Below are 16,019 nucleotides of genomic sequence, written 5' to 3'. Positions count from 1 at the left end.
GGTGAGCGCGCCCGCCCCAGGGAGCGAAGCGCGCGGCTATTCTAGAAAATCGGGCTCAACAGATCGGGTTGGACACAACCCCCTCCCGGATGCCTCTGCTTTATTCCATACCATGCGGTATATAATATGGAGCGATGGAGCGTCAACCGGAATTTTGTACCGATTAGTAGATTAAATGAGGAAATGCAAAAAGATTTGCTTTTCCAGCGAGTTGATCACCTATCGACCGGGCCACACAGCCAGCGTCATGTCCACCAGTTGCGCCAGTTGCTCGGGCGTGGCGCCCGCGCCCGCCTGGACGCCCATGCCCTGCATCACGGCGTTGAGATAAGCTGCCAGCGCCGCCGGATCGATGCTTTCGGGAAAGTCCCCTTCGGCCTTCGCACGCTCGAACCGTTCCACCATGGCCTTTTCCGACGAGGCGCGGCGCGCGATCACTTCTTCCTTGATCGTGTCCGCATGCGTCGTGCAGGCTACCATGCTGATAACGCCCAGGCACGCGCGCGGATCGGGTTCGCCGGTCTGCAGAGCCAGCGCGCCGCGCAGCAGCTTCTCGGCCACCGCTTTGGCGGTCGTTTCCTGCAGCGCGGATTTCACGTAGCAGAGCTTGTCCCGCTCGTAGAGATCGAGCGCCTTGCGGAACAGCGCCTCCTTGTTGCCGAAACAGGCGTAGAGGCTGGGCTTGGTAATGCCCATCGCCTCGGTCAGCTCGGCCATGGACGCGCCTTCGTATCCGCGCAGCCAGAACACCTGAAGCGCGGCGGCCAGCGCTTCTTCGGGATCGAATTCCCTGGGGCGCCCCCGTCCGGATTGAACTGCCATTTCCATACCGAGCGGTATATAGATGCGAAACCCTACTTCGTCCAGTGGCCGGCCGAGATTCAGCGCGGAGGCTCCTCGATCAGATGGCGGGCAATCTTGATATCGGCCCGCAGCCAGATGTCGTATGTTTCGGGCCGCAGGATGACCGGCAGCGGGCCGGACGCGCCCGAAGTCAGGATGGCAAAGCTCGGAATCTCGGAATCCCGCCATATGCCGGCCACGGCAAGCAACGGCGCCGCGGGATCGGTGAACCAGCTATCGCCTCGGCGATAATGCGTCACGGGCACGAGGCAACGGAACTGCGTGTGCCGCAGCGTGCCGATCCAGAACGGGCTGTCCAGGTTGCGCACGAACGGGACCAGGTGTTCGCCGCGGGGAGGCGGCGGGACACCCCATTGGCGCGGGACGAGGTGGCGCCCTTTCTCCCGGGTGGTCAGGATCACCGGCGCGTAGCCGCCGGGCACGACCGTGCCGCCCTGCCACACATCGCCGGCGGCATCGGCACCCAGACCCTCGGCGATCTGTCGCGCCGAAGCATCGATACGATAGGCCGGCGCCATGGCGGCTAGCCAAGCCTCAGTCCGAGTTCGGCAATCAGTTGTCCGGCTTGCTCGCGTGATATGGTCGCGCCGCGGAACAGCGCAACATCGGTGAGTCGCAATCCGCCCAGATCCGCTCCGCGCAGATCGGCCTTTTCGAAGCGGGCGCCTGTCAGCGTGGCATCGCGCAGGCTGCACGCCTCGAACACGGCCTCGCGCAGATCGGCCTTCCGCAGATCGGCCTGGCTGAAATCGAGATGCCGCAGGCGCTGCTTGCGAAAGCTCAGCCCAGCGAGCTTGGCGCCGGCGAGCAGCACTTCCTCGCAATGGAGATCGATGATCCGCGCATCGGTGAGGTCGGCGCCCGTCAGCTTGCTGCCGGTCAACCGCGCGCTGGTCAGGCGGGCCTGCCTCAAGTCCGCGTTGTTGAAGTCGCACGACTGGATCACCGCATCGGTGAGATCGGCGCCGAGGAAGCTGGCGAACGGGGCGCGACAGGCGAGCCATTGCGTGCCTTCCAGCCTCGCCCTGGCCAGGCCGGCCCGCCGCAACGTACACCGTTCGAACCGCCAGCCGGCAAGGTCGAGATCGCTGAGGTCCGCCCCGTCCAGATCGCAGCCGACAAGATGCGCCGTGCCCGGGTTATCGCCGGCCGTCAGTGCGACGATATCGGCGCGCGCCAGCGTTAGTCCGTCGGCCGTCCGCGCATGGTCCGTGTTGGAGATCATCATTCCTGATAGGACTTTGTCCCGATCTTGGTAAAGTCGCAGTACCATGACGATGACGCACCGATGGCAGGTCTGGCGGAGATTTTCCGAGCGTAGAAGCAGCCATGCCGCCGGTCGTTCCACCGCCAAGTGGTTCGGCACCTGGCTTGACTGGCTGCTAGTCCCGGTCTTCCTGCTGTTCTTTACCACCCGCCTCGTGCCCGAACCCGTGGCGGACCGATCGCTCTATCAGTCCATTGCCGAGAGGATACTGGCTGGCGATCGGCTCTATGTCGACGTGATCGATAACAAGGACCCGCTGTTCTACTACGCCATTGCGGCACAGCGCCTGATCGGCCCCTTCGCGGAATACGGCTTCGAGTTGGCGTGCGTGGGCGGGGCGGCGCTGATCGGCGCTGCCCTGGCGCGACGCTTCCATCCCCAATCCGCGCTGGGCCAGCGGCTGGTTCTCATGGCAACGGCCTTCATGCTGACCGGGCCGCTATACGATCGGGGCGGCAGCATTCCCCCGGGGATCGTGCTGACTCTGGCCACGATCGCCCTTGCCACGGCGGGACGCGGCATCGCCACCGGCGTGGCGCTGGCGGCCCTGCTGTTCACCAAGCTGATCTACGCGCCGATCGCGCTGGCGTTCGTTCTGGTCCACGCGATTGCCCGATCCACCCCGCGCGAACCGGCCGCCGGGTTCTTGTGGCGATGCGGATCGGCCTGCGCGGTCGCTTCCACCGTCGTGCTCACAGCCCTGGCCGCGCGCGGAGAGCTGCATGGCTATCTGGCAGCCCAGCAGGCAAACCTGCTCTATTCGCACAGCAACGTCTTTTTCGCGCCGACGCTGCTTGGCAACCTGTGGAATCATGCGCTCACCGCGCTGTACTTCGGCAAGGCCATTCTCGCGCTGTCGCTCGCGATGTTCCTGTTCCTGCTGGCCCGGTTCCTGCGTGCGCCGGCTGACGGCGCGCTGCGGCCGTTTCTGGCGGGATGCCTGGCGATCTACCCCCTGTCGCTCGCGGTGATCGGCGTCACGGCTATCTGGGGGCCGCACCTTGCCGTCCTGCACATCTTTCTGGCGATCGGGGCAGCCGTGGCGGTTCCAGACCTGCTGGCGAGCTGCGGCCCGCTCATCGCCTTGCCGGTGATCCTCGGGGCGGCAGGGGTGCTGTCCTTTGGCGGCACGGAGATATGGACAGACGACAGCCCGCTGGACTTCTTCGACCGCGTGGAGGAACTCGATGCCGATCCGCCCGAAGCCATGGCGCTTCATCAGGTGGCGGGGCCTGCTCCGGTCCGGTACGCCCGGCTCGGCTCCGACAACGATTTCCACCATGCATCGGGCACGCGGCGGGACCGGCTCGTCTGCCCGCGCTTCTTCCAGTACCGGTTCACCGACACCAAAGTGCTCGATGGCATATTGGCCTGCGCCGCGAAGGCCGATTACCTCATCGTCGACTTTCCCGAGGATCAGCCGCTGGTGCCCGGCACATTCGTGACGCCGGTTGCCGATTTCGCCGAACTCAATCGGCGCTGGCAGGGCTTCACCGCGGCCGCCGAAGCGATGCTGCAACGCGGATTCCACTGCGTGAGCGCAGGCGATACCATCCGGATATGCCGGCGCATGAACCGCCGTGGGGTCACTTCCGGTTCTGGGGATCGGTAGTCGTCGTTTCGGGCAGCCATCCGCCACCCAACGCCTGGAACAGGGCCACACGCGCCGTCAGCGCGTCGGATTGCGACTGGATCAGCGCCAGTTCCGCCGCGAGCAATCCGCGCTGGGCATCGAGCTGCTCCAGATAAGGCGAATAGCCGGACGCATAGCGCGCGCTGGCATGCCGGTATGCCCGTGCCAGCGCATCGCGCTGCGCGGTCACGATGGCGGCCTGCTGATCGGTGCGGACGACAGTGACCAGCGCGTCGTTGACTTCGCGAAAGGCGTTGAGCGCAACCTTGCGATAGGTGAAGGCCGCCGCATCGCGCTGCGCCGCCGCGCTTTCCGCGCCGGCGCGCAGGCGTCCGCCTTCGAACAGGGGCGCGAGCACGCTGCCCCCCGCCGACCAGATCGTGATCGGATCGGCCAGCAGCGTCGACAGGGCCGCCCCCGCCGAAGCGGAAAGCCGCACTTGCGGCAGAAAGCGCTTGCGCGCCGCCGCCAGCGCATGATCGGCCCCGGCCAGTTGCCACTCGGCCTGCGCGACATCGGGGCGGCGGCGCAGCAGTTCGGACGGCAGCGCCTCCGGTATCGCCGGTTCGCGCAGGGCGGTCAGCCGAACGCCGCGCCCGACCTCTCCGGGAAGATCGCCCGCCAGCACGCGCAATCCGTTTTCCTGCCGGGCAATGCCCTGTTCGATCGCGGGGATGATCTGCGCGGCAGACTGGTATTCGGCTTCGGCCTGCGCCAGTTCCAGCCGCGAGGCATAGCCGGCGTCGGTACGGCGCCGGATCAGGTTCAGCGCCTGTTCGCGCGCGGTGAGCGTCGCTCGCGCCACCTCAAGCCGGGCATCGAGCGCGCGCAGCGTGATGTACCCGCTCGCTACCGCTGACGCGATCGACAGATGCACCGCATCGCGCGCCGCCTCGCTGGCAAACCACGCGGACCGGGCTGCCGACGCCTGATCGGACAGGCGGCCGAACAGATCGACTTCCCATGCCACCTGCAGCTGCGGTTGCGCGGCGGTCTGCTCGGCCGGTTTGCCGAAGGCATTGACGCTGCGCGATTGGGCCGACGCGCCGGTCGCATCCAGCGTGGGCAGCAAGGCGGCGCGCGCCGCCATCTCCTGCGCCCGCGCGTCGCGCACGCGCGCGGCGGCGATGGCGATATCGGGATTGCCGGCCAGCGCCCGTTCGACCAGCCCGGTCATCACGGGGTCCCCGAACGCCTGCCACCACGCCGGTTCAACCAGGCCGGACTGCGCGGTATCGACCCGCCATTCCGTCGGCGGCACCACGGGCGCCACCTGCGCTGTCTCGACATGCGGGCCGGCACAGGCAGCCAGCGCGGCACAGAGCGCGACGGGCAGCGGACGGATCGTGGCCCGGCGCATCAATGCCTCGTCGCCACGCGGACCTCGACCGACATGCCCGGCCGCAGGCGGGCCGCCTGCGCCTGCCCCGGATCGATGCGGATGCGCACCGCGATCCGCTGGGGAATCTTGACGAAGTTGCCGGTGGCGTTGTCGGGCTTGAGCACCGCGAATTCGGACCCCGCCGCTGGCGACAGGTTCTCCACCTTGCCCGTCAGCTTCGTTCCGTTCAGCGCGTCGACGCGGAACGTCACCGGCTGCCCGATCCGCATCCCGCTGGTTTGCGCCTCCTTGAAGTTGGCGATGATCCAGAAGTCGTTAGGCACCAGGAACATGAGCTGCGTGCCCGCCGTGACGAAGGCCCCGTTGCGCACCCCGATCTCGGACAGCTGGCCGTCCGACGGAGCGCGGATCACGGTGTTGTCGAGATCGACTTGCGCCAGCCGGAGCTGCGCCTTGGCCCCCTCGACCGCCGCTTCCAGTCCACCCCGGCCGACCAGCACCGACCGCACGTCCTGCTGGCCGACCTGCTGCGTTGCCGATGCCTGCCGGACGCCCGCCTGCGCCGCCAGCAACGCGGCGCGCGTCTGGTCCCGCTCGCGTTCGGAAATCGATCCGTCGGCCACCAGCGCGTTCGCGCGCTTCATATCCGCCTCGGCCCGCACGAGCTGCGCTTGCGCATTGGCGATCCCGGCTTCCTGCCCGGTCAACGCCGCTTCGCGCGCGCGCTGGCTCTGCTGCGAATTGGCAAGCGCGGCCAGTTGCGCGGCCAGGTTCGCCTTGGCCTGTTCGACCCGCGCGGCATAGATGCGGTCATCGATCGTGGCCAGCACCTGCCCGGCCTTCACCTGCGCGAAGTCGCGAACCGGCACGGACGTCACATAGCCGCTCACCTGCGGGCTGATTACGGTGACCCTGCCCCGCACATAGGCGTTGTCCGTCCCCTCGCTCCAGCCCGCGAACGGAGGCAATTGCCAAGCGTAAAGGATCGCCAGCGCCGCCGCCACGGCGATCGCGGCGATGACGATCACGGTCAGGCGGCTCTTGGCCGGCGGCCTCCAGCCGTTGGGCACGGGGTTGACCTGTGGATCGGCCGGGGCCGGTTCCGCCCTGATCGTTTCGCTTGGCCCCTGATCCGTCATGCGCTTTCCCCGTTTCGCCCCGTGGCGGGACCCGACATCGCGGCCGCCTGCTCGGCCATCTTCTGTTGCAGGAGAATCACCGGCGAAATCTCGTGCCGTCGCAGGATCGCGCGGCGGATCGCCACGCCCCACAGCGCCGCCGCCACGGCCAGCACGCAGACCACCAGAAAGAGATCGTTGAAGGCAAGAATATGCGCCTCGCGCGTGGTCTGCTGCGAAAGCAGGGCAACGCCTTCCGCGCTCCGCAGCGCCGGATCGCCGATCACCGGCGCAACCGCGCCCGAACCTGCCCGCACGCGCAAGGCCACCTGCGGGTCGGTCATGACCACGTCCTGCGCCAGTTCGTGCGAATGGTACTTCTCCCGCACCGTCTCGAACGTGCCGAGCGCGGCGGTGCCGACAAGGCCGCCTATGCTCTGGCTCAGGCTGAACAGAACCACGAAGCTAATGAAATTGCGCGGCCCGGCCAGCAGCGTCCGGGCCATGCCGATGACCATCGCTTGCGCCATGAACAGCAGCGAGGCGAACCCGATCAGCGCTTGGCTGAAATAGAACATCTCCGGCCGGCTGAGGTTGGTCGATCCCGCGTCGATGAACGCGCCGATCGCAATCAGCACGGCGGACACGATGATCGGGCGCGTAAGATTTTCGGGATTGAAGGTCAGCACCGCCACGGTCATGCCCGCGATCGAGGCCAGCACGATCACCAGGTTCAGCGTGACCATCTGGTCGTTGATCATGCCCACCACGTTGAGCAGGCCCACCGACCCGAACGCCTGTTCCGAAAGCAGGATGCGCACGGAGGCCGCCACGGCCATCAGCCGTAGCATCTCGCGCGTGCCCAGCCAGCGCGTGTTGATCAGCGGGTTCGCGCGGAAATGCTCGATCAGCAGCGCCCCCGCGATCATCACCATGCTGCCCGCCAGCGCCCAGCCGATCCAGGCGCGGTCGGTCCACCATTCGATACGACCCTGCGTCAGCGCGGCGATCAGCAGCCACAGGCCCGGCCCGAGCAGCCCGAACGTGAGGAAATCGGCGCGCTCGAACACCTTGAACCGCTCGCTGGGCGGAAGGGGCAGCACCATGATCGCCGCCAGCATGGCCAGCGCCAGCCCCAGCTCGAACCAGTACAGCATGTGCCAGTCGCCCCATTCCAGCAGGCCCGGCGACAGCACCCGCGCCAGCGGCGTCGCCAGTTGCGGAATGGAAATGCCCAGCATCACCCCGGCAAGCCGCTTGGGCGCGGGCATGGCCTGCATCAGATAGAGGATGGTCAGCGTCGTCAGCGCGGCCGCCGCCATGCCGCTGGCCGCCCGCACCAGCACCGACGACCAGAAGCCGTGGACGAACAGGTGCAACAGCGTCGCCAGCGCATAGGCGCCCAGCATGTACCGGACGAAACTCTGCAGGCCGAACTGTTGCCGGAACTTCACCAGCAGCAGATTCGCCGTGGTGTTGGTCATGAGATAGGCCGCCGTCAGCCAGGCCGCCTCGTTGGAATAGAGGCCCAGCGTGCCCTGCGCGAAGTTGAGATTGACCGCCACCAGCGCATTGCCCAGGCCCGCGGTCACGCCAATCAGCACGCCGACCGCGAAATAGCCCAGACGCCGCCGTGCGGGATGATCGGGATTGGCGGGCGACCCTGGCAGGGTGGGCCGTTCGTGCGGTTTGAACTGATAGACGCCCTGTCCGTCCACACCGCCCCCGGGCCGCCAGAATGGCAACGACGACAACACTATAAGGCCCGCCGCGAGCGCAGGCAACGCGAGGCGCGGCTTTTTCAGACTTTTCTATTTTCCGGAAAAGTCTGAACCAATTTATCTGGATTTCCGGAAAATCCCCGCCGCGTATCCTGCCACTCGCAATCACGGAAACCTTCCGGATCAGAGGGAAAGCGGCCATGAAGAACCACCTGCTCTCGCTGGGCGCTGGCATCCTGATCGGCCTCCTCTACGCCACGCTGGGGGTGCACTCGCCAGCGCCTCCGGTCATCGCCCTGACTGGGCTGCTGGGGATGCTGGCCGGGGAACGCGTGGCCTCCCCGATCCGGCGAATCGCTCTGCGCCGCGCCCGTCCGGCCGACTGAACCGCGTCCCGGCCGTCGGCACCGGCCAAGCCCAAGGAAAGCCCATGACCGAACTTCTCCTCGTCAACGCCAAGGTGTCGACGCTTGATCGTGCCAATCCGGTTGCTGAGGCCATCGCGATCCGGGATGGCCGGTTTCTGGTGGTGGGGAGCGAAGCGGAAGTCCGCGCCGCGGTCCTGCCCGATGCGCGGGTGATCGACGTGGGGGGCCGCCGCGTCATTCCGGGGCTGATCGACAGCCACATGCACATCATCCGCGGTGGCCTGAACTTCAACATGGAACTGCGCTGGGACGGCGTGCCTTCGCTGGCCGAGGCGATGGCCATGCTGAAGCAGCAGGTCGATCGCACCCCCGCGCCGCAATGGGTGCGCGTGGTGGGCGGGTTCACCGAGCACCAGTTTGCCGAGAAGCGCCTGCCGACGATCGCCGAACTCAACGCCGTCGCGCCCGACACGCCGGTGTTCATCCTGCATCTCTACGACCGCGCCCTGCTCAACGCCGCCGCGCTGCGCGTGGTGGGCTATACCAAGGACACGCCCAATCCGCCCGGTGGCGAGATCGTGCGCGACGCCGCCGGCAACCCGACCGGCCTGCTGCTGGCCCAGCCCAACGCCACGATCCTCTATTCGACGCTGGCCAAGGGACCCAAACTTCCCGAGGACTATCAGATCAATTCCACCCGTCACTTCATGCGCGATGTGAACAGTCTGGGCGTGACCGGCGTGATCGATGCCGGCGGCGGCTTCCAGAACTATCCCGACGACTACCGGATCATCGAGAAGCTGCACCAGGACGGCGAACTGACCGTGCGCATCAGCTACAACCTGTTCACGCAGAAGCCGAAGGAGGAACTCGCCGACTTCAGCGGATGGGTGAAGCAGGTCAGCCCCGGCCAGGGCGACGACAGCTACCGCCACAACGGCGCGGGCGAGATGCTGGTCTATTCCGCGGCCGACTTCGAGGACTTCCGCGTCGCCCGGCCCGACATGCCGCCCAGCATGGAAGGCGATCTCGAACCGGTGATCCGCCTGCTGGCCGAACACCGCTGGCCCTGGCGCCTCCACGCCACCTACGACCAGACCATCGGCCGCGCGCTCGATGTGTACGAGAAGGTCCATCGCGATATCCCGCTGACCGGGATCAACTGGTTCTTCGACCATGCCGAGACGATCAGCGACCGCAATATCGACCGCATCGCCGCGCTTGGCGGCGGCATCGCCGTGCAGCACCGCATGGCCTATCAGGGCGAATACTTCGTCGAACGCTATGGCGCCAGGGCGGCCGAGCGCACCCCGCCGATCACGAAGATGATCGCCGCGGGCATCCCGGTGGGCGCGGGCACGGATGCCACGCGCGTCGCCAGCTACAACCCGTGGGTGTCGCTGTCCTGGCTGGTCACCGGGCGCACGGTGGGCGGGCTCACGCTCTATCCCGGCGCCAATCGTGTCAGCCGGGAAAAGGCTCTGGCGATGTGGACCTACGAGAATACGTGGTTTTCCAACGAAGTGGGGAAGAAAGGTCAGATCAAGGCGGAGCAGCTTGCCGATCTGGCGGTGCTGTCGGACGATTACTTCAGCGTGCCCGAGCACGCGATCGTCCACATCCGCTCGGTCCTGACGCTGCTGGGCGGCAAGGTCGTCCATGGCGAGGGCGACTATGCGCCGCTCGCCCCGGCCCTGCCGCGCCCGATGCCCGACTGGTCGCCGGTCGCGACCTTCGGCGGCTACCACAAGACGCCCGAGGCACGGGCCAGGCTCGCCTCGGCCTGCGGTTGCCACTCCGCATGCGGCGTCCATGGCCACGATCACGCCGCCGCGCTGGGCGCGTCCGTGCCGGCGGCCGACGTGCAGACCTTCTGGGGCGCGCTCGGCTGCGGCTGCTGGGCGGTCTGATCCCGGGAATACAGGAGAAATCACATGAGAAAGCTTTCCTATCTTGCTGCTGTCAGCCTGGTTCTGTCCACACCGGCAGCGTTCGCGCGCGATGCCGCCGGCGCCGACTACGCCGTGGGGCCGCAGTACGACACGACCCATGTCTACGTGCCCGAAGACGCCTTCGACACGTTCGTCGCCAGCTTCGTCGCCACCTTCGGCGGCAGCACCAGCAAGCAGGGCGAATTCCAGGTCACGCCCACCAAAAGCCTGACCAAGTCGCAGCTTGCGCTGACGCCCGCCGGCACGGTGTCCGCCTTCGGCTTCAAGACGCCGATCCCCTACCCCTTCGGCGACGAGCGCACCGGCTATCTGGTCACCGACATGGACGCCGCCATCGCTTCCGCGGTGAAGCATGGCGCGGTGCGCCGGCTCGATGCCTTCCCCGATCCGATCGGGCGCGACGTGGTGATCCAGTGGCCGGGCGGCGTGAACATGCAGCTCTACTGGCACACCGCCAAGCCGAGCTACGCGCCGCTCGCCACCGTGCCCGAGAACCGCATCTACCTGACGGCCGACGCCGCCGACCGCTTCATCGCGAGCTGGACCGGCTTCGCGCACGGCCGGGTCACGGCGGACAACCGCGCCGCGTCGGGGGCCGAGGTGGGCCAGCCCGGCAAGACGATCCGCCGCGTCGCCATCGACAGCGGCTATGGCAAGATGGTCGTCTTCGTCACCGACGGGCAGCTTCCCTGGCCCTATGGCCGCGACATGACCGGCTACGAGACGGCGGATCTGGCCGCCACGCTGACGCGGGCCAAGGCCGCCGGTGTCGAGACGCTGGTTGCCCCGTTCACCGCCAATGCCCGCCAGAGCGCGATCGTGCGCTTCCCCGGTGGCTATATCGCGGAAATCCACGCCGCGGCGGCGCAGTGACATGGCCGCCGATGCTTCGCCGCGCTTCGTGGACCGGTTGCTTGGCTGGGCGCCAACGTGGTTCATCGCCCGCCTGCTGCTGGTCAGCGCCTACCTTCTGGGCGGCGTGACCAAGCTGGCGGACTGGCCGGGCGCGGTGGCGGAGCAGGCGCATTTTGGGTTATATCCCGCTGGTTTATGGGCCGCTCTTACCATTCTTGTCGAGATCATCGGTCCGCTGCTGATCCTTGCCGGCCGCCTCGTCTGGCTGGGCGCCGGCATGCTCGGCGTGTTCACGGTACTGGCCGCGATGGTGGCCAACGCCTTCTGGACCCTGCCCGCCGGCGCGGACCGGTTCATGGCGACCAACGCCTTCTTCGAGCACCTCGGGCTGGCGGGCGGCTTCGTGCTGGTGGCGCTGGTGGCGCGACAGGCGCGGTGACATGGCGCGGTGACATGGCGCGCCGCGTCCTCCTCGCGCTGTTGCTCGCCGTGCTGTCCTCGCTACGGCCCGCCCCAGCGGCCGCCCAGACCGCCGAAGCCTGGCAGGCGCCCACGCTGAGCATCACGCGCTATGACGAGGACTGGTCGGACCTGGCCGACGCGGCAAAGCGCGCCCACCACTGGACCGGCCCCTTCAAATACATCCCGCTGGGCGATGATGCCTGGCTGTCCACGGGCATCGAGGTGCGCCTGCGCAACGAGAACAACCGCAACGCGCTGTGGGGCGGCGCGCAGGCGCCCGACGACAGCTTCCTGTGGGTGCGCGCGCTGCCCTATGCCGATCTCCATGCCGGGCCGGTGCGCCTGTTCGCCCAGCCCATCGTCGCCTATGCCGCCGGCGTCGCTCCCGCCCCCGGGCCGGTCGACCGCACCGGGATCGACCTGCTGCAAGGCTTCGCCGAAGTCGACGCGGGGCCGGTCACGCTGCGCGCCGGGCGCCAGATGCTCTCGCTCGGCACCGAACGGCTCGTCGGCACGCGCTATGGCCCGAACGTGCCGCTGGCCTTCGATGGCGTGCGCGCCATCGTTACCCACGGGCAGGCGCAGCTCAGCCTGCTGGCGGTGAAGCCGGTGCTCTCGCGCCCCGGCAACTTCGACGATCGCACGTCCCCCACGAAGGCGCTGTGGGGCGCTTACGCCACGGTGCCGGGCGTCGACCTCTACTATCTCGGCTATTACAACCGCGATGCCCGCTTCGGCGCCGCGCAGGGCCGCGAACGGCGCCACACGATCGGCGCGCGGCTCCACGGCGCGCAGGCCCGCTGGCACTGGAACGTCGAGGGCGTCTACCAGTTCGGCGATTTTGCGGGGCAGCCGATCGCCGCCTGGACGCTGGGCAGCGAAGTGGGCCGCGCCGTGCCGCTGGGCCGCCTCTCGCCCGACGTGACCGTGCGCTTCAACGTGGTCAGCGGCGACCGCAATCCGCGCGACAATCATCTCGGCACGTTCAACGCCCTGTTCCCCAAGGGCAAGTACTTCGGCGAGCTTTCTCCCGTGGGACCGACCAACATCGTCAGCCTCAACCCCCGGATCAGCACGCCGCTGGGCAAGGGCTGGTCCGCCAGCATCGCCGCCATGGCCTATTGGCGCTACACGGCCGGCGATGGCGTCTATGACATTCCCGGCAACCTGATCCGCGCGCCCGGCACCAGCCACGCCCGCTTCATCGGCAAGGAAGCCGAAGCCACGCTCGCATGGCAAACCACCGCCGAACTGGAACTGTCCGCCTCCCTCTCCGTCTTCTCACCAGGAACTTTCATCCGCCAAACCGGGCCCGCTCACCGCATCACCATGATCGGCTTCGAAAGCAATTTCCGCTTTTAGGACCAAGGAAGAACAAGCAATGTCTGAATCCGGCAAACCATCGACCTCGCCCCTTCCGGGCCTGCTGCTGCTGTTGTCGGTCACCACCGGGCTGGTCGACGCGGTCAGCGTGCTGGGGCTTGGCAAGGTGTTCACCGCCAACATGACCGGGAACATCGTCTTCCTGGGCTTCGCCGCCGCCGGCACCCCCGGCTTCCGTATTGCGCCCTATCTGGTCGCGCTGCTCGCCTTCTTCGGCGGTGCGCTGTTGGCGGGCCGGGTCGGCCAGCGGTTCGGCCGCGAGCCGCTGCGCCGCTGGCTGACCATCTCCGCCCTGATCGAGACCATCGCCTTGTGGCTGGCGGCGGCGGTGGCGCTGACCTTCCGCGTGCCGGCGCAGGAGCCGGAGGCCGCGCTGTTCGCGATCATCGCGCTGACCGCCATCGCCATGGGGTTCCGTAACGCCACCGTTCGCCAGCTCAAGGTGCCCGACCTCACCACCACCGTCCTGACGCTCACCATCACCGGCATCGCCGCCGATTCCCATCTGGCGGGTGGCGGCAATCCCAATCTTTCCCGCAGGCTCGGCGCGATCCTGGCCATTTTCGCGGGCGCGGCCGGGGGCGCGCTGATGGTCATCCATGCCGGCCTTGCCCTGCCGTTGAGCGTGGCGGGGGCGATCATCATGGGCGGCACGCTCGCCTGCGTGCGCCATCCCGCCGCCGCCATGCCCCACGCCAACGGATAACGAGGCTTGATGGCGCGAATGCAGAAGTTATTGGCGCGAATAAGAAAGAAATGATCATCGATCCACCTACGTTCTCGGGAAATTCGCGCGCGGCCGGCGGGCGGGACGAGCGAAGGCGGAACGAATGGGGTCGATCGATGGAAAAGTGTGCGTGGTCACCGGCGCGGCGCGCGGCCTGGGTCGTGCCATCGCGCAGACGCTGGCCGCCGACGGCGGGCGCCTTGCCTTGTGTGACGTGCTGGAACCGGCGCTGGAAGAAACCGCCGCCGGTCTGCGGTCCATGGGCGCGGACGTGTTCGCCTCCCCTTGCGATGTCAGCGACAGTACGGCCGTTGACCGGTTTTTCGCGGAGACGGCGCAAGCCCTGGGCCCGGTCGACGTTCTCGTAAACAACGCGGCGCTGGTGCCGGGCGGCCCCGACGACGAGGCGCGGCGCAACCGGCATTACGCTTGGCTCACAACCCCTGTCGAACGCGGCACGCTGGGCTTTACCTCGGCCATGACCGATACCGAATGGCTGCGCTTCTGGGGGGTGAACGTCCACGGGGTGTTTTTCTGCACCCGCGCCGCGCTGCGCCAGATGGAACCGCGGCGGCATGGACGCATCGTCAACATCGCGTCGATCGCCGGGCTTTCGGCTTACAGCGCGCACAGCCCGCATTATTCCGCCACCAAGGGCGCGGTCATCGCGTTCACCCGCTCGGTCGGCGCCGAAGTGGCGGGCGCCAACATCTTCGTCAACGCGATCGCGCCCGGCGGCGTCGCCACCCCGATGTTCGACGATTACCTTGCCCGGCTCGATCCCGAAGCACGCAACCGCATGTTCCAGTTTGTGCCGGCGGGGCGCCTGGGATCGCTGGAAGAATACGCGGGGCTGGTGCTGTACCTTGCTGGCGACAACCACTACCTTGCGGGCCAGATTATCAGCCCCAACGGTGGAATGTTCTGAATGGCGCACGCGGCCGTCGTGATCGATCAGCCCGGCCCGGAGCGGACAAGCGCCTATGGCTGGATCGTGTTCGCGCTGAGCTTCGGGCTGCTGATGTCCGATCACATGACCCGGCAGGTGCTCAACGCGGTCAACCCTCTGCTCAAGGCCGAATGGAACCTGGGCGATGCCGAGGTCGCCTCGCTGTCCAGCGTGGTCGCGCTGGCGGTGGGCCTGCTGACGTTTCCGCTCTCGCTGGCGGCCGACCGGTTCGGCCGCGTGCGCAGCCTGTTCGCGATGGCAACGCTGTGGAGCCTCGCCACGCTGGGCGGCGCGCTGGCGCAGAGCTATCACCAGATGCTGTTCGCCCGGCTGCTCGTCGGCGTGGGCGAGGCGGCCTATGGCAGCGTGGGCATCGCCGTGGTGCTGGCGGTGTTTCCGGTGGGACTGCGTTCGACGCTGTCTTCCTCGTTTCTCGCCGGCTCGGTCGTCGGGCAGATGGTCGGGGTGGCGGTCGGCGGCCAGATCGCGGCGGCGCACGGCTGGCGCAGCGCGTTCGAGGCGATCGGTGGAGCCGGTCTGGTGCTGGCGGCGCTCTATCTGCTGATCGTGCGCGAAAGCCGCCTCGGCCCCGTCCCGTCACGCGAGAAGCTCGATTGGCGCGTGCTGGGGCGCCAGCTGTTCGGACGGCGCCTGCTGTGGCTGACCTATTTCGCCAGCGGCAGCCAGCTGTTCTGCGCCGGCGCGCTTTCCGTGTTCCTGCCGCTGCTGCTGACCCGGTACTATGCCATGCCGATCGATCGCGCGGGCAGGACGACCGCGCTGTTCCTGCTGGTCTGCGCGATCGGCATGGTGACCTGCGGCGTGGTGGGCGATCGCCTTGCCCGGCGCGATCCGGCGATCAAGCCGCGTGTCGCGCTGGTCTATGCGCTGATGGCCGCCGTGTTCTTTGCCGGCGCCTTTCTGGCGCCGCCGGGCGCCGTGCAGCTCGCGCTGATCGGATGCGCGCTGCTGGTTGTGGCCGGCGTGGCGGGGATTGCCGGGGCGATGGCCGCGAACCTCACGCCGCGCGCGATCCACGGCACGGTGATGGCGGTTTTGGCGCTCAGCAACAACCTGCTCGGCCTGGCGCCGGGGCCGTTCGTGACCGGGATGATCGCCGACAGGATCGGGCTGGACAAGGCGCTGCTGATCCTGCCGGTGCCCTGCCTGCTGTGCGCGCTCAGCCTTGTCCTCGCCCGCGGGGACTATGCGCGGGCAATGCGGCACGGGTAGCCTCCGGTCGCATAGGTCCACCTTTATTCGTCCGACGGCTCCTAAAGGCGTGACAAGCGCGAAGGGGCGCGAATAGGATCGCCATGGGGGTTTGTCGGGTGTCTTGCGGCCGCATCGCGGGCACCGCGCACCCCCGGCAGCAGGG

Annotated in this window: 15 protein-coding genes; 9 read left to right on the top strand and 6 right to left on the bottom strand. The window is 67.8% G+C overall.

Features of this window, described 5'->3' with window-relative positions; genetic code table 11:
- Window positions 1-219: 219 nt before the first annotated feature.
- The 3 genes from NMD1_RS02445 to NMD1_RS02435 are packed head-to-tail and all read right to left on the bottom strand — an operon-like array spanning window position 220 to window position 2,092.
- Window positions 220-828, bottom strand: coding sequence for a TetR/AcrR family transcriptional regulator (locus NMD1_RS02445; protein WP_125953473.1), 609 nt, complete (start codon window positions 826-828; stop codon window positions 220-222).
- Window positions 829-881: 53 nt separating this feature from the next.
- On the bottom strand, window positions 882-1,382 hold the full coding sequence (locus NMD1_RS02440) for a DUF159 family protein (protein ID WP_125953472.1): 501 nt from the start codon (window positions 1,380-1,382) through the stop codon (window positions 882-884).
- Window positions 1,383-1,387: 5 nt separating this feature from the next.
- Entirely contained in the window at window positions 1,388-2,092 is a 705-nt protein-coding gene (locus NMD1_RS02435) for a pentapeptide repeat-containing protein (RefSeq protein ID WP_233497304.1), read from the bottom strand.
- A gap of 43 nt (window positions 2,093-2,135) precedes the next feature.
- Here NMD1_RS02435 and NMD1_RS02430 point away from each other — a divergent pair, with 43 nt between their 5' ends.
- Window positions 2,136-3,743, top strand: coding sequence for a hypothetical protein (locus tag NMD1_RS02430; protein ID WP_125953471.1), 1,608 nt, complete (start codon window positions 2,136-2,138; stop codon window positions 3,741-3,743).
- Here the strand turns inward: NMD1_RS02430 and NMD1_RS02425 are convergent.
- The 3 genes from NMD1_RS02425 to NMD1_RS02415 are packed head-to-tail and all read right to left on the bottom strand — an operon-like array spanning window position 3,718 to window position 7,942.
- Entirely contained in the window at window positions 3,718-5,124 is a 1,407-nt protein-coding gene (locus NMD1_RS02425; protein WP_125953470.1) for an efflux transporter outer membrane subunit, read from the bottom strand. The two genes, NMD1_RS02430 and NMD1_RS02425, sit on opposite strands and share 26 nt — an antisense overlap.
- The gene (locus NMD1_RS02420; RefSeq protein ID WP_125953469.1) at window positions 5,124-6,245 is read right to left on the bottom strand and encodes an HlyD family secretion protein; all 1,122 of its coding nucleotides are present in this window, start codon (window positions 6,243-6,245) and stop codon (window positions 5,124-5,126) included. Before NMD1_RS02420 ends, NMD1_RS02425 begins: the two co-directional genes overlap by 1 nt.
- On the bottom strand, window positions 6,242-7,942 hold the full coding sequence (locus tag NMD1_RS02415) for an MFS transporter (RefSeq protein WP_233497303.1): 1,701 nt from the start codon (window positions 7,940-7,942) through the stop codon (window positions 6,242-6,244). Before NMD1_RS02415 ends, NMD1_RS02420 begins: the two co-directional genes overlap by 4 nt.
- Before the next feature lie 203 nt (window positions 7,943-8,145).
- Here NMD1_RS02415 and NMD1_RS02410 point away from each other — a divergent pair, with 203 nt between their 5' ends.
- The 8 genes from NMD1_RS02410 to NMD1_RS02375 all read left to right on the top strand — a co-directional run bounded on the left by NMD1_RS02410 (window position 8,146) and on the right by NMD1_RS02375 (window position 15,874).
- Entirely contained in the window at window positions 8,146-8,331 is a 186-nt protein-coding gene (locus NMD1_RS02410) for a DUF1427 family protein (RefSeq protein WP_125953468.1), read from the top strand.
- Window positions 8,332-8,375: 44 nt separating this feature from the next.
- Window positions 8,376-10,223, top strand: coding sequence for an amidohydrolase (locus NMD1_RS02405; protein WP_125953467.1), 1,848 nt, complete (start codon window positions 8,376-8,378; stop codon window positions 10,221-10,223).
- Window positions 10,224-10,247: 24 nt separating this feature from the next.
- Window positions 10,248-11,138 (top strand): glyoxalase, encoded by an 891-nt coding sequence (locus NMD1_RS02400; RefSeq protein ID WP_125953466.1) that lies wholly within the window; start codon window positions 10,248-10,250, stop codon window positions 11,136-11,138.
- A gap of 1 nt (window position 11,139) precedes the next feature.
- A complete protein-coding gene (locus NMD1_RS02395; RefSeq protein ID WP_125953465.1) occupies window positions 11,140-11,559 on the top strand; it encodes a DoxX family protein in 420 nt (139 codons plus the stop codon).
- Window positions 11,560-11,573: 14 nt separating this feature from the next.
- Entirely contained in the window at window positions 11,574-12,944 is a 1,371-nt protein-coding gene (locus NMD1_RS02390; protein ID WP_125953464.1) for an alginate export family protein, read from the top strand.
- A gap of 19 nt (window positions 12,945-12,963) precedes the next feature.
- Window positions 12,964-13,671, top strand: coding sequence for a YoaK family protein (locus tag NMD1_RS02385; protein WP_125953463.1), 708 nt, complete (start codon window positions 12,964-12,966; stop codon window positions 13,669-13,671).
- A 124-nt stretch (window positions 13,672-13,795) separates the two neighbouring features.
- Window positions 13,796-14,620, top strand: coding sequence for an SDR family NAD(P)-dependent oxidoreductase (locus tag NMD1_RS02380; RefSeq protein WP_125953462.1), 825 nt, complete (start codon window positions 13,796-13,798; stop codon window positions 14,618-14,620).
- Window positions 14,621-15,874, top strand: coding sequence for an MFS transporter (locus tag NMD1_RS02375; RefSeq protein WP_125953461.1), 1,254 nt, complete (start codon window positions 14,621-14,623; stop codon window positions 15,872-15,874).
- Window positions 15,875-16,019: the final 145 nt, after the last annotated feature.

Origin of the sequence: Novosphingobium sp. MD-1, assembly GCF_001014975.1 — a bacterium.
GTDB lineage: Bacteria > Pseudomonadota > Alphaproteobacteria > Sphingomonadales > Sphingomonadaceae > Novosphingobium.
Note: the sequence above shows the minus strand (reverse complement) of the source record. Positions and strands in the feature narration are given on the sequence as shown.

Bases quoted from the DNA above. Each gene is read 5' to 3' on its own strand.
- NMD1_RS02420 (WP_125953469.1), bottom strand. From the start codon at position 6,245: ATGACGGATCAGGGGCCAAGCGAAACGATCAGGGCGGAACCGGCCCCG.
- NMD1_RS02400 (WP_125953466.1), top strand. From the start codon at position 10,248: ATGAGAAAGCTTTCCTATCTTGCTGCTGTCAGCCTGGTTCTGTCCACA.
- NMD1_RS02445 (WP_125953473.1), bottom strand. From the start codon at position 828: ATGGAAATGGCAGTTCAATCCGGACGGGGGCGCCCCAGGGAATTCGAT.
- NMD1_RS02395 (WP_125953465.1), top strand. From the start codon at position 11,140: ATGGCCGCCGATGCTTCGCCGCGCTTCGTGGACCGGTTGCTTGGCTGG.
- NMD1_RS02440 (WP_125953472.1), bottom strand. From the start codon at position 1,382: ATGGCGCCGGCCTATCGTATCGATGCTTCGGCGCGACAGATCGCCGAG.
- NMD1_RS02430 (WP_125953471.1), top strand. From the start codon at position 2,136: ATGACGATGACGCACCGATGGCAGGTCTGGCGGAGATTTTCCGAGCGT.
- NMD1_RS02425 (WP_125953470.1), bottom strand. From the start codon at position 5,124: ATGCGCCGGGCCACGATCCGTCCGCTGCCCGTCGCGCTCTGTGCCGCG.
- NMD1_RS02385 (WP_125953463.1), top strand. From the start codon at position 12,964: ATGTCTGAATCCGGCAAACCATCGACCTCGCCCCTTCCGGGCCTGCTG.
- NMD1_RS02435 (WP_233497304.1), bottom strand. From the start codon at position 2,092: ATGATGATCTCCAACACGGACCATGCGCGGACGGCCGACGGACTAACG.
- NMD1_RS02390 (WP_125953464.1), top strand. From the start codon at position 11,574: ATGGCGCGCCGCGTCCTCCTCGCGCTGTTGCTCGCCGTGCTGTCCTCG.
- NMD1_RS02380 (WP_125953462.1), top strand. From the start codon at position 13,796: ATGGGGTCGATCGATGGAAAAGTGTGCGTGGTCACCGGCGCGGCGCGC.
- NMD1_RS02410 (WP_125953468.1), top strand. From the start codon at position 8,146: ATGAAGAACCACCTGCTCTCGCTGGGCGCTGGCATCCTGATCGGCCTC.
- NMD1_RS02405 (WP_125953467.1), top strand. From the start codon at position 8,376: ATGACCGAACTTCTCCTCGTCAACGCCAAGGTGTCGACGCTTGATCGT.
- NMD1_RS02375 (WP_125953461.1), top strand. From the start codon at position 14,621: ATGGCGCACGCGGCCGTCGTGATCGATCAGCCCGGCCCGGAGCGGACA.